12 protein-coding genes and 1 pseudogene are annotated in these 12606 nt (G+C 42.0%); 9 read left to right on the top strand and 4 right to left on the bottom strand.

What is annotated here, in order from left to right:
• Positions 1 to 16 precede the first annotated feature (16 nt).
• The 3 genes from MUO15_RS11915 to MUO15_RS11905 all read left to right on the top strand — a co-directional run bounded on the left by MUO15_RS11915 (position 17) and on the right by MUO15_RS11905 (position 2202).
• Positions 17 to 1429 (top strand): LysM peptidoglycan-binding domain-containing protein, encoded by a 1413-nt coding sequence (locus MUO15_RS11915; RefSeq protein WP_245029502.1) that lies wholly within the window; start codon positions 17 to 19, stop codon positions 1427 to 1429.
• Between the two features lie 157 nt (positions 1430 to 1586).
• Positions 1587 to 1901, top strand: a complete 315-nt coding sequence (locus MUO15_RS11910) for a hypothetical protein (protein WP_245029501.1) — start codon at positions 1587 to 1589, stop codon at positions 1899 to 1901.
• Between the two features lie 148 nt (positions 1902 to 2049).
• Positions 2050 to 2202 carry a DUF3953 domain-containing protein gene (locus MUO15_RS11905; protein ID WP_318036230.1) on the top strand — a complete coding sequence of 51 codons (153 nt, stop codon included), beginning with the start codon at positions 2050 to 2052 and terminating at the stop codon, positions 2200 to 2202.
• A gap of 106 nt (positions 2203 to 2308) precedes the next feature.
• Here the strand turns inward: MUO15_RS11905 and MUO15_RS11900 are convergent, their stop codons facing one another.
• Together MUO15_RS11900 and MUO15_RS11895 are read right to left on the bottom strand one after the other, a co-directional pair.
• On the bottom strand, positions 2309 to 3298 hold the full coding sequence (locus MUO15_RS11900; RefSeq protein WP_245029500.1) for a TIGR00341 family protein: 990 nt from the start codon (positions 3296 to 3298) through the stop codon (positions 2309 to 2311).
• A 205-nt stretch (positions 3299 to 3503) separates the two neighbouring features.
• Positions 3504 to 4334, bottom strand: coding sequence for a halocarboxylic acid dehydrogenase DehI family protein (locus MUO15_RS11895; RefSeq protein ID WP_245029499.1), 831 nt, complete (start codon positions 4332 to 4334; stop codon positions 3504 to 3506).
• 280 nt (positions 4335 to 4614) lie between these two features.
• Between MUO15_RS11895 and MUO15_RS11890 the strand changes: the two genes are divergently transcribed.
• Positions 4615 to 5562, top strand: a complete 948-nt coding sequence (locus tag MUO15_RS11890) for an NAD(P)/FAD-dependent oxidoreductase (RefSeq protein WP_245029498.1) — start codon at positions 4615 to 4617, stop codon at positions 5560 to 5562.
• 42 nt (positions 5563 to 5604) lie between these two features.
• Here the strand turns inward: MUO15_RS11890 and MUO15_RS11885 are convergent, their stop codons facing one another.
• On the bottom strand, positions 5605 to 5910 hold the full coding sequence (locus tag MUO15_RS11885; RefSeq protein WP_245029497.1) for a hypothetical protein: 306 nt from the start codon (positions 5908 to 5910) through the stop codon (positions 5605 to 5607).
• 267 nt (positions 5911 to 6177) lie between these two features.
• On the opposite strand from MUO15_RS11885, the gene nagE reads away from it, so the two are divergent.
• The 5 genes and pseudogenes from nagE to MUO15_RS11860 all read left to right on the top strand — a co-directional run bounded on the left by nagE (position 6178) and on the right by MUO15_RS11860 (position 11555).
• A complete protein-coding gene (nagE, locus tag MUO15_RS11880) occupies positions 6178 to 8109 on the top strand; it encodes an N-acetylglucosamine-specific PTS transporter subunit IIBC (protein ID WP_245029496.1) in 1932 nt (643 codons plus the stop codon).
• 56 nt (positions 8110 to 8165) lie between these two features.
• Positions 8166 to 9350, top strand: coding sequence for an N-acetylglucosamine-6-phosphate deacetylase (gene nagA, locus MUO15_RS11875; RefSeq protein WP_245029495.1), 1185 nt, complete (start codon positions 8166 to 8168; stop codon positions 9348 to 9350).
• Positions 9347 to 10078, top strand: a complete 732-nt coding sequence (gene nagB / locus MUO15_RS11870) for a glucosamine-6-phosphate deaminase (RefSeq protein WP_245029494.1) — start codon at positions 9347 to 9349, stop codon at positions 10076 to 10078. The genes nagA and nagB overlap by 4 nt, the downstream gene beginning before the upstream one ends.
• A gap of 16 nt (positions 10079 to 10094) precedes the next feature.
• Positions 10095 to 10820 (top strand): phosphonate metabolism transcriptional regulator PhnF, encoded by a 726-nt coding sequence (gene phnF / locus MUO15_RS11865; protein ID WP_245029493.1) that lies wholly within the window; start codon positions 10095 to 10097, stop codon positions 10818 to 10820.
• Positions 10741 to 11555 (top strand): annotated as a pseudogene (locus MUO15_RS11860) (SIS domain-containing protein). The gene phnF and the pseudogene MUO15_RS11860 overlap by 80 nt, the downstream one beginning before the upstream one ends.
• 112 nt (positions 11556 to 11667) lie before the next feature.
• Here MUO15_RS11860 and MUO15_RS11855 read toward each other — a convergent pair.
• On the bottom strand, positions 11668 to 12492 hold the full coding sequence (locus MUO15_RS11855; RefSeq protein WP_245029492.1) for a helix-turn-helix domain-containing protein: 825 nt from the start codon (positions 12490 to 12492) through the stop codon (positions 11668 to 11670).
• Positions 12493 to 12606 lie beyond the last annotated feature (114 nt).

Genomic DNA, 12606 nt, shown 5'->3' with positions numbered 1-12606 from the left:
CACAGGGAGAGATGACATGCAAATTCATGTAGTAAAACGAGGAGAGACATTATGGCGTATAGCACAGCTGTATGGGTCGAATATTAACCAAGTTATATTAGCCAATCAGCTTGATAATCCGAATATTCTTGTAGTGGGGCAAGCGCTTGTCGTTCCTAATCCTAATCGTGAATATGTTGTCCAGTCAGGAGATAACTTATGGTTCATTGCCCAAAGGTACGGTGTAACCATAGAAGAGCTGGCTGCAGTCAACAATATTTCCAACCCTTCCCTGATTTATGTTGGGGAAATTCTCAAACTTCCCTATTTCCCACATTTAGTGCAGCCGGGGGAAAACCTTTGGGGCATTTCTCAAACGTATGGAGTGACCGTCAATCAAATTGCTCAAGCCAACAATATCACAAATCCTTCTCTCATCTATCCCGGCCGCGCTTTGAGAATTCCTGCAGCAACTAGGCCGGTAACAGAAACAAATGCCTATACAACGCGGTTGAATGAGCAGGGGACACAGGAAGTGTTAGCGTTAGGAGGGAACTTGACGTACCTGTCCCCATTTATGTACGCGATCCAAGAAGATGGCAGTATAACAGAACTGCAGGAACTCCCGGTTCTTGAGGCAGCAAGGGCCAATAATGTTGCACCGCTCTTAGTACTAACAAACTTTTCTGAAGGTAGCTTTGGCTCTGATTTGGCCGCTTCCATTCTACGCAACCCCGACTTGCAGGAAATTCTCATCACTAACATTTTGGAAAAAATCAATGCGAAGGGATATTCAGGGATAAATATTGACTTTGAATATGTTTATCCAGAAGATCGTGAAAACTACAATGAGTTTCTTCGTAGGATTGTGGCTCGCTTTCATCCTGAAGGACTGCTTGTCTCTACAGCTCTTGCTCCCAAGGATAGTGCGGATCAACAGGGGTTGCTTTATGAGGCACATGATTATCAGGCCCACGGTGAAATTGTCGATTTTGTTGTGATCATGACTTATGAATGGGGCTGGGCTGGCGGGCGGCCATGGGCCATTGCCCCAATTAACGAGGTCCGTGAAGTTCTCGACTATGCCGTGACCGTCATTCCTCGTGACAAAATCCTTATGGGGATGCCGCTATACGGTCGAGAATGGGAAATTCCTTGGGTAGAAGGAACAACCGCCCGAACGATCAGCCCTAAAGAAGCCGTACAGCTGGCAGCGAGGTATGGGGTTGAAATTCAGTATGATGAGCAATATCAATCTCCTTTTTTTCGCTATGCAGATGAAAGTGGACAACAGTACGAAGTTTGGTTTGAAGATGCCCGTAGCGTCCAAGCTAAATATAATACGATAAAAAATTATCAACTGCGAGGAGCTGGCTTTTGGGTGCTTGGCAATCCATTCCCGCAAAATTGGGCTGTCCTCCAAGATAATTTTCAAGTAAGAAAATTGTAGGACACATACTATTAACTAATTTAGCATGTTTCATTAGCCGGACGCGATTCACTAAATCGCGTCTTTATTTTATGTATTTACAAATTATGGTGGTTGAATTAAGGTAACAATAAGGTGCTTCGGTAAGAAATGTTGCATTAGGGGAGGAGTATTTAGAGTGGGTGAGTATGAACTATTCATGTTTATTGGTGCAGTTATTACATTGTTCATCATTGTATTAAGTATAGTTGCAAGACGAAAAAACTTTGAAACTAAATCTAAACGATTTATTGGCATGGTAGTAAAAACGAGCATGGCAATTTTTGTATTAGCCATATTAATGGATATTACAAGCATGTTTATAAATGGATCAGGCGGTATGGGATTAAGCTTAATGGCTCTTTTCGCCATTGCTGGGACCGTGGTAGGAGCGTTTGTGGGGGGATCATCATCGCTACAGGTAATAGGCGATAGCATAAATGAAGTCTTATAAACTTTATCTTACTAACATGTAGGAAAGTGAAAAACGTGCAATTTTCATTTCAGGGGGAGAAACATTGCTCAAAATTAGCAGAATTATCTTAGCAATAGTTGCAGTTGTTTTGTCCGGTTATAGTCTAATTACCAAAAACTTTGAGTCGATGCCATCCTTAATGTTGTGCCTGGGGGCGCTAGTGTTAGTGATAGGAGTAGCCGAACTTCAAAAAGGTCCAAAACAATTATGGGGATATATAAACATTATCGCTTCGGTATTCGTCTTTTTCGTTTCCATACAGTGGTTCTTATTAAATTAAAGGTTGACGCTTTAATCACATATTATCTTCAACAAAATGTTATGGGGTAAGGTGCACTTGAAAGAGGAACTGAGCCTTATTAATCAGGACCCTCATATAATCAAAGCTAAAATTGTATTAATATCACAGTTGCAATCAATACTACACCAATTATTCCGGTGAATAATAATGAATTCATACGTGACGTATTCGCGTCTTGGATTTCTGCCCAGTTAACAGGTTTAATGCCGCTAAGCCAAAATACTAAAATAGCTGCTAAAAGAATGGCATTAATATTAATGACTAGTAATAGGAATGGTATGACAGCATTTTGCCATTGAGCAGCACCAAGCATCATTCCGAGTACGACGGTTGGAGGCAATACGGCTAAGGAGACCATTACTCCAACTAATTGCCCTTGTGATCGTTTAACAAAAGATAAGGCCCCTGCGGCTCCTGCTGAAATAGCAACGATAAGATCTATAATTTGTACATTGGTTTGAGAAATGAATTCATTACTATGAAGCGGTAATGGAAATAGAAATCCGAACGATGCAGCGACAGCAAGCGGAATGAACAGGCCAAACATTGCAGTCATGATCGATTGACGTACAAGTTTTTGTTCACCAAGAACAGATGCAAATGAAATACCTATAATCGGTCTGATTGATGGGTCAATGATATTAGCTCCTATCACTAGGGCTGGGCTGTTTTGGGTTATACCAACAGCAGCGACAAGTGCGGCAAATGCCGTAAACCAGGAAAAGCTGACGTCAATTTTACTCGATGTATGAACAATGGAATATAACTCGTGCTTGCTGGCTCTTTCAAATTGCTCCTGATCATCACTGGGTGTATTCTTCTCACTATATTTACTAGGTATATATGCCTTTACTGAGTAGAGCATAGCATCAAATTCGCTGTTTTCATCATAAGCAGCCTTTTCTAAGTAGTTCAAGATTTTTTCTGCATCCTCTTTTTCAACCAAAATTCGAATGTGCAAATCATGATCTTCCTCATGGGATACCCAGTACGAAATGAAAGAGAATTTCTCCAACAGGCCATTTTGATAGCTGAAATTTTTTGGTGCATATACTTCGATTAATTGCAGTTCCATTGTTATCCCTCAATATCCCCTTGTGACTATACCCATTATTTTAACCGTATCCTTTCGTTATCATTCTTCAGGCGGGCGAATGTAGATTCCAAAAGTGCAAAAAAATAACCTCAGAAAACCTTTTAGATGGTTTTCCGAGATTATTTTAGTTGTCTTCTTTTTATCTAGGAAGTGCGTAGTCAGAATTCGCGTGTGCTAGCCGGCTTTATTGAGCTGCTAGGGTTCTTCGCATAAATTCCCCATCAACGATCAGCGCTGGAAGAAAACTTTGAAATAAAGAAACTAGGCCTATAATGCCTGCCGTCTCAGCGGGGGAATAAATGCGGCTCAGGTCACTGCTGTTTATTGTAACTGGATAGGGCATGTTGTTATGAACCATTGACATGGACTGTGTACTAAGCTGTGCTTTTAGAAGGTCATATTCGTAAGTTTGAACATATGGCTTTAGTTCTCCCCATGTTTTCTCTAAAAAGAGCGGGTATTGAGCAAGTGCTCGAAAGTCACTTGCAACATCAAAGGCCCGATGTGTTTTGGCAATATCTTTAAGGAGCTGCTTCATTATTGTTGGAGCATTTGAGATGTGAACTAATTTAACAGGCTTCAGACCGTTCAAAACTCCTGGTGGAATAAATCCATTCACTTTCTTCTCTCCAGTAATTGGCCGATTGCTTAGACTTTCTGTCCATGCGCTGGCTATGAGTAATAATTTGGGGTTCACATAATAGAAAATAAATAAGGTTTGATGGATTTGTTGTAGAGTGGTTTGGCTGTAGGCAGGATCCCATCCTATTGTGGGAATCCTCCCATTTATTGCAGGAGTCCTTAAATATCTCGCTGCTTCCTCCATGTTTGTTGTTAACATACTTGGTCTTACTTGCTTCCAAGCTTCTACTAGAAAATCTGGGTAATTGGCTAATGTACGAAAGATAAAGTTTACCACTGGTACCTTCAAAACGTATTTAATGTCCTCGTACACCTCTTTAACTTGGCCTTTAGCCTCCGATTCAAACACTTCAGGAATTCCGTATGGATTCAAATAGTCTTCCTCCCCTCCCTATAAGGCTATTGTTAGCACTGCTACTGCATGACAGCGATCCTTGAGGAAACAAAAGCCGGGTTTGGAGTCTGTCTCTATATGTCCTAATTTAAAGTAAGCGATAACGGCATAGATGGACCAAAGCAGGAATTATGCTTTTATAAATGGCATAGGGTAAAGCTCGGGTTTAACACACATATTTCCAAATAGGATAGAACCCACTCTTCTGAACAAAACTAGCTAGAGAGTCTTAATCCGGAAAAGGGGAGGAGATGAGCAAATGACAGCAGCTATTTATGATGTTGTAGTAGTCGGAGGGGGCCCTGGAGGGCTGAGCGCTGCACTTGTATTAGGGCGTTCACGTAGAAAGGTAGTCGTAATTGACGAGGGTAACCCTCGCAATAGTGTTACGTTTAAAACACATGGCTATCTCACTAGGGACGGAATCAAACCAAAGGAACTACGGACCATTGCTAAACAGCAATTAACGGAATATAGGAACGTTTCGTGTATCGAGGACGTGGTTGAGAAGGTGGAGCAACAAGGTCACACATTTAATGTATGGACTCAAAAAGGAAACATGTTTCAAAGCAGGAGAGTGATTATGGCAACAGGGATGATAGAAGAACTGCCTGACATACCAGGGGTACGAGATGTCTACGGGAAGTCCGTTTTCCCGTGTCCATACTGCGATGGATGGGAGCGGCGAGAAGAACCCTTAGCAGTGTTTGGAGGGGAGGAAAAAGCAGTGGATTTTACAAAATTAATTTATAATTGGAGTAAAGATCTTATCGTATTTACGAATGGAACTCCACGCTTTGATGACTGTCAGAAGCGAGAACTTATCGACTATAATATTCTCGTTGTAGAATCTCCAATAACAAAACTTCAATCAACCAAAGGGAAGTTAGAGAAGGTCTTAGTACAGAGTGGGGAAATGTTTCATAGAACAGGTGGGTTTCTCGTGGATACAGGAGAAAAACAAGCCTCTGCTATTCCAAAAGACCTGGGAGTTCCGAAAAATGAGCGAGGAGGATATGAGTCCGATGACCATGGGCTGACAGGTGTAGAGGGGCTATATGTTATTGGTGATGCCAAAAATGCCTTCGTAGGGCTAGCTGGTGCTGTAGGAGAGGGGTATGAAGCTGGGGTCGTAATTAACCATGAACTTGTGCTGGAAGACTGGGGCCAAGAGTCAGACAAAAGAAAAAACGAACCCAAGGTGTAACCCCCATGGGTTCGTTCGCAAGGACCATTTCACATATGGATTTTAGTCTTCCTTATCATCTGACCCTTTATGTCCCTCGTCTTTTTTACGAAACCTGCTCTTAGCCCCTTTGTAAAACTTCCCTGGTGCCTCGGATGTTTTTCCAATCACATCATTTGCTTTTCCGGCGGTTCCTTTTAGAATTCTTCCTGAAGAATCAACCGTTTTCCCAACAAGTCCTCCTTCTCCAGAAACGGACTTGATGATCTTCCCTGATGTATCCACAGTATGGCCAAATAAGTCTGTGGCTTCCTGGGAAGTCTTCTTAAAGAGATTATCGTCTTTCCTGTTATTCCTTTCGTCGCTCATAGCAATTCTCTCCTTTCCAGCCAAGTCGGCTTCTATAAATACGTATGTAAAGCTTTTTGAAACATGACCCTTTATCGGGAATTTTGCTTGTCCTTGTCACGTGACCCCATAGTAAGAATGGAAGGTCTACCTGGGTAACTAAAATGTAAATTTCGGAAATGACTATAGAATGATAATATTGGTATAGACAACTATATATATAAATGATACAGTGTTTATATGAAGCGTTTTCATATCATTTCTAATAAATAAAGAGGTGGACTTACAATGTTGAACTTTTTACAGCGAATTGGTAAATCGTTAATGTTCCCAATTGCAACCTTGCCAGCGGCCGCACTCCTTGTGCGCCTTGGTATGGAGGACATGCTTGATATTCCGTTTGTTACGGCAGCGGGTAATGGAATCTTAACCAACCTTTCCATGATCTTTGCGATTGGTATTGCGATGGGGTTTGCAAAGGATGGAAACGGAGCTGCTGCCCTTGCTGGTGCAGTCGGGGTTTTAGTTCTTGAAGGTGGTATTGGAGCAATTAATGAAAATATTGACATGGGAGTATTCTCGGGTATTATTTCCGGTGTTGTTGCCGGAATGTTATACAACCGCTTCCACGATGTTAAATTTCCAGAGTTTCTATCGTTCTTCGGGGGCAAAAGATTCGTCCCGATTATAACGTCGCTCGTTATGGTTGCCCTCTCATTTGTGTTTGGGTATTTATGGGTCTATCCACAAAATGTGCTTGATGCAACAGCGAACTGGATATTAAATGCTGGTGAACTTGGTGTTGGTGTGTATGGAGTTCTGAACCGCTTACTTATTCCAGTAGGACTTCACCACGTAATGAATACATTAATTTGGTTTGATTTTGGTACTTTTACAACGGAAACAGGAGAAGTGGTTAGAGGTGAAATCAACCGTTTCCTAAATGGAGATCCTGAAGCAGGACATTTCTTAGCAGGGTTTTTCCCTGTCATGATGTTTGGTTTGCCAGCTGCCTGTCTAGCGATGTATGCAGCTGCTAAGAAACATCGTAAAGCAGCCGTCGGTGGAATGTTGTTAAGTATTGCCCTGACAGCATTTTTGACAGGTGTGACTGAACCGATTGAATTTACGTTTATGTTCTTATCACCACTGCTTTACTTGGTACACGCCTTATTGACAGGTGTATCCATGGTTGCAGCCTATATGCTGGATATTCGGCACGGTTTTGGCTTTTCAGCAGGGCTGATCGATTATTTACTAAACTATAGTATTGCTGAGAATCCATTCATGTTGATTATAATAGGACTAGTTTTAGGTGCTATCTATTTTGTTGTTTTCTACTTCCTGATTATTAAGCTTGATTTAAAAACACCAGGAAGAGAAGACGAGGACGAAGATTTAGTAGAAGAAACACAAGCAGTAGGTCACCAGCCTGAAGGGGCAACAAATGATTACGAAGCAAAAGCCTATCAATATCTTGAAGCTCTTGGCGGACCTGAGAATATTAAATCATTGGATTATTGTACGACAAGACTTCGTTTACAAATGTCCGATCGTGACAAAGTAAATGAAACAGCATTGAAGCGGTACGGGGCACGTGGAGTAATGAAAGTCGGGAAGCAGAACTTGCAAGTCATCGTAGGAACAACGGTCGAATTTTTGGCGGATGCGATGAGAAGAAGAATGGAACAAGGCAGTGAAGCCACGCCCGAAGCGGTTAATAAGGAAGAAACACAAGAAGAAGCCTCCCATGGCAGCCGTCAGCTCACTGAGACTGATTTTGTTATGCCAAACACAGGTCTCGTTATGCGGCTTGAGGATGTTCCAGACGAAGTGTTTGCACAACAGATGATGGGGCCGGGTTTTGCCATTGATCCTGAAGGTGACACGTTCACGTCACCTATTAAAGGAAAGGTTGTTCAAGTGTTTCCAACCAAACATGCGATTGGTTTAGAAACAGAAGGCGGTTTGGAAATTCTTATTCACATTGGTCTTGACACAGTACAGCTTAAAGGCGAAGGGTTTGAAACCCTTGTTGAGGCCGGGCAACAAATTAAGCAAGGGGATCCCCTTATACGGGTGGATTTAGATTTAGTGAAAGGGAAGGCTCCTTCTGTAGTCACCCCAGTCATTTTTACGAACTTAGAAAGTGAAACCGTCCATCTTCTTAAAAAAGGGAAACAGGAAAAAGGTGAACTAGGGATTATTACTGTTCATTAAATGTCAGGGAGAAGCCAATCAGCTTCTCCCTAAACTACTGACAAGGGAGTGGGACCATGTCCGAAACCATTGAATTTATAAATATAAAGATTATAACGGAAGCAAAAACCATTAAATCTGGTTGTTTGCAGGTGAACAATGGAAAGGTTAGTGTTATATCCGATCACCCTATTGGGGGAGCTGATTCTGTTATTGATGGGGAAGGTGAAAGCTGGACGATCGTTCCAGGTTTTATTGATGTCCACATCCATGGGGCTGATGGGCATGACGTGATGGATGCAAGCAAAGAGGCGCTTGCGGGCATGGCGGCTCGTTTACCTGAGGAAGGAACAACGAGTTTTTTGGCTACCACGATGACGCAATCAAAACAAAATATCTCCCGGGCAGTAAAAACGGTTGGGGAATACATGAAACGACAAAAAGCAGCAGGGCAATCTGAAATCCTGGGTGTTCACTTAGAAGGACCATTTATTTCACAGGAAAAAGCGGGTGCCCAGCCATTAGAACACATTGTTCCACCTTCTATTGAGCAGTTTGATCGGTGGCAGGAGGAGAGTGATGCCAACATTAGGCTTGTAACCCTAGCTCCTGAAGCCCCAGGCGGTATTGAACTGATTAAATACTTAAGTACAAATGGGATCGTGGCCTCTATTGGTCACAGTTCAGCTACTTTTGACCAAGTAACAGAAGCGGTACAATCCGGTGCCCGGCATATTACTCATTTGTACAATCAGATGAGCGGATTGCATCATCGCGAACCAGGCATCGTTGGTTCAGCCTTTTTAAATGAAAAATTAATGGTAGAAATGATTGTCGATCATGTACACGCAAGACCTGAAGCGGTTCAACTAGCCTACCAACATACAAAGGCAGATCGAACAATTTTGATTACAGATGCTATGAGAGCGAAATGTCTTCCAGAGGGCACGTATGATCTAGGCGGGCAGAATGTGAACGTGGAAGGAAATGAAGCTCGTTTACCTGATGGGACATTGGCGGGGAGCATTTTGACATTAGAACAAGCTGTCTCTAATATGAAACAAAATACGAACTTGAAGATAGAAGATCTCGTCCGTATTACTTCAACGAATGCAGCTCGTCAACTAGGGGTTGAGGGCCGAAAAGGGAGCATTGCCGTAGGAAAAGATGCAGATTTAGTCCTATTAGATGAGGATTTTAATGTAGTGATGACGGTGTGCCGTGGTGTAGTCACACATGATCGCAGGAGGGATACAGCATGAGGATCATCGTAATGAAGGATTATAATGACTTAAGCAAGAAGGCTTGTGAATATATTGAAGGTCAGGTGAACAGCAAGCCAAATTCTGTCCTTGGTTTAGCAACAGGGGGGACACCTCTTGGCACGTATAGAGAATTAATTGAAGGGCATAAAAGCAGGTCTGTTGATTATCATCAAGCCTATTCGCTCAATTTGGATGAATATGTTGGATTGGACAAATCAGATCCTCAAAGCTATCATTTCTTTATGAATAACCATTTATTTAATTCGATTAATATCGACCCTGGTCATACGTTTATACCTAATGGGAAAACAAATGATCTTACCGATGAGTGTGAGCGCTATGAACGGTTAATTGAAGAAATAGGACCGCCTGATTTACAGTTACTTGGAATCGGACAAAATGGACATATCGGCTTTAATGAACCTGGTACTCCTTTTGATCGTGAAACACACATCATAGATCTAGCTGAATCAACAAGAACAGCTAATGCCAGGTTCTTTTCTTCGATTGATGATGTCCCTAAACAAGCAATTACGATGGGGATCAGGTCCATCTTAAAAAGTAAAAAAATCGTATTGCTAGCTTCAGGGGAAGGGAAAGCCGAAGCCATAAAATGCTTACTGGAAGATGAACCAAATGAAAATTTTCCAGCTTCTGCATTAAAAGATCATGATGATGTGACGTTAATTGTTGATGAACAAGCTTATGGAAAGCTTGAGCTTTGAGAGGAGACATTTTTTTATGATAGATAAACAGTCACCACTCCCGATGTATTATCAGATTGAAGAAGAGATTAAACAGCGAATAGCTGAAGATGAATACCGTGCAGGAGATATGATTCCTTCTGAACGTGAGCTTTCTGAAACCTATGAAGTAAGTCGCATGACAGTCAGACAAGCGATCACAAACATGGTGAACGAAGGTGTTTTGTTTAGGGAAAAAGGGAGAGGGACGTTTGTTGCAGATAAGAAAATCGAACAGCCTCTCCAAGGGATGACAAGCTTCACAGAGGATATGAAGTCAAGAGGGATGGACGCGAGCAGTAAACTGTTGATTTTTGAAAAAATAACTGCTCCCTTTGATATTGCCCGTAAATTACAAATAGATGAAAAAGCAGATGTATATAAAATACAAAGAATCCGCTATGCTGACCAGAAACCAATGGCGATTGAAACGACCTTTATTCCTGTCGCCATGCTTCCTGGACTAAGTGAACGCGTTGTCCAAGGATCGTTATATGATTATATTGAAAGAACGAAGAAACTAAAGATTGGGAAAGCGAGTCAAATGATTGAAGCAACAACTGCTGATGAGAATCAGTCTTCCTTGCTAGACGTATCTGCTTTGTCTGCCATTTTGCATATTGAGAGGAACAGCTTCTTAACAGATGGAACACCTTTTGAAGTTGTTAAATCGTCCTACCGAGCCGACCGTTACAAATTTATTAGTGATATTTACCGCGCTTAAGGAGAGGGTTTTTGTGGATTACTTATTGAAGGTAGCCGAACAGCTTAAGAACCTCCACGCATCGACAAGTGGGCAGCTTACTTCTATCGGTGGGGCGATTGCTGAACAGCTTAGACAAGGCGGAGTTATCCACTTGTTTGGCTGTGGACATTCCGGCTTGCTTGCACAGGAGCCTTTTTACAGGGCAGGCGGCTTAGTGCCCGTTCGGCCGATTACAATTGAGCCTCTTATGCTTCATCAGGGGCTGTTCGGTCAAGTATAAAGGAGAAAACAGTTGATTTTGTAGATGACTATTTGCTTGAAGAGGATATCCGGGAAGGCGACGTGGTGATTGTTATCTCCACCTCTGGCCGTAATCCTGCACCGATTGATGTTGCTTTGTTTGGTCAGGAAAAAGGGGCATACGTGATCGGCTTGATGTCAAAGAAATATACCTTATCACAGCCATCGAGACATCCTTCGGGGAAGAGGCTAGAGCAAGTAGTCGATGTCGTTCTTGATACCCAAGTGCCAGTTGGGGATTCAACTATAGAAAAGGAAGGAATTGCCGAGGCATTTGCACCTGCTTCATCCGTGGTTGGGACAGCTCTCATCCAAGATCTATTTGCAAAGACGATCATTTGTTTAAAAGAGTTAGGGGAAGATCCTCCGATTTTCTTGAGCGGCAACATAGACGGTGTCGAACAGCACAACCAAACCCTTGTCGAGAAATATAAAGACAGAATTAAATTCTAATCCTGACTTCCTTTATATGTATGACCTGAGGTGGATTTTATTTCCACCTCAGGTCATACATATATTTCCAATCAATAACCCGGGATATAAGCATGCCCGGGATTGGTTTTCATTAAAATTTGATTTCTTTAGCAGCAGCTTTCATGTATTCCCTTGGCGTACAATGATTAAATTTTTTAAAGGCGCGGTTGAAAGTACTGAGGGATTGATAGCCTACATCAAAGGCTGTCTGCGTAATGCTTTGACCACTCAACAAATGTGCTTTGGCTTTTTTTAATCGAATGAGATGTAAGTATTCAATGGGGGATCGCCCTGTTTCATTCGAGAAGCAGCGATGAAGGTGGTACTTGCTAATATTTGTTCCTAAAGCCATTTGTTCAAGAGTGAGTGGTTTATAGTAAAAGGCCTGAATGTACTCCTGTACTCTTTTCGCAATTTCCTCCTGAATCCCTGGTACAGATCTTCCTCTCCACCGTTCGGAATGATTTCCGGAGGTGTAATTAAGAAAAATACGAGCGAACTGCTCTTCTAAATCAATGGCGGACGTGATACCATCTTGAGCAGCTATTTGATAAATCTTTTTAACTTCTTGCAGCAACTCACTTGAAGTAGGCTGCCTTGTATAAAAGGCGATATTATCAATGAAATGACCTGTTTCTCTCTCGTACACGCTTCGCAAAATCTCCTCACTGACACTAATTAATAGAATTTCTTTTCGAAGGTCGGTGGCTTCGTGCTGGTGAGAATCTGATGGTGGAACTAATAAACCTTCATGTCCGGGAAGCAACAGGGGTTTCTCGTTGTGATGTGTCAAAAGATCCCCGTTAAGAGGCACGCTTAACTGAAAGTGATCGTGTGTATGTACTTCGTCTGCCTCTCCATTCTGTAAGTCAAAATGAATAAAACCCGTATGGACCAAATCAAGTCTCATTTCCATGTTCGTCACCACCTTAGCAAGATTTGCTCAAATAAGGAGCAAGAATTGAAAAGTATGTCCGGCCCCAATTTATTATGATCAATTTATTCTAAGAAATGGGGGAGTCATTCATGC

The sequence above is a fragment of the Halobacillus amylolyticus genome (genome assembly GCF_022921115.1).
Taxonomy (GTDB): Bacteria; Bacillota; Bacilli; order Bacillales; family Halobacillaceae; genus Halobacillus_A; species Halobacillus_A amylolyticus.
This window is presented reverse-complemented; position numbering and strand designations above follow the sequence as displayed.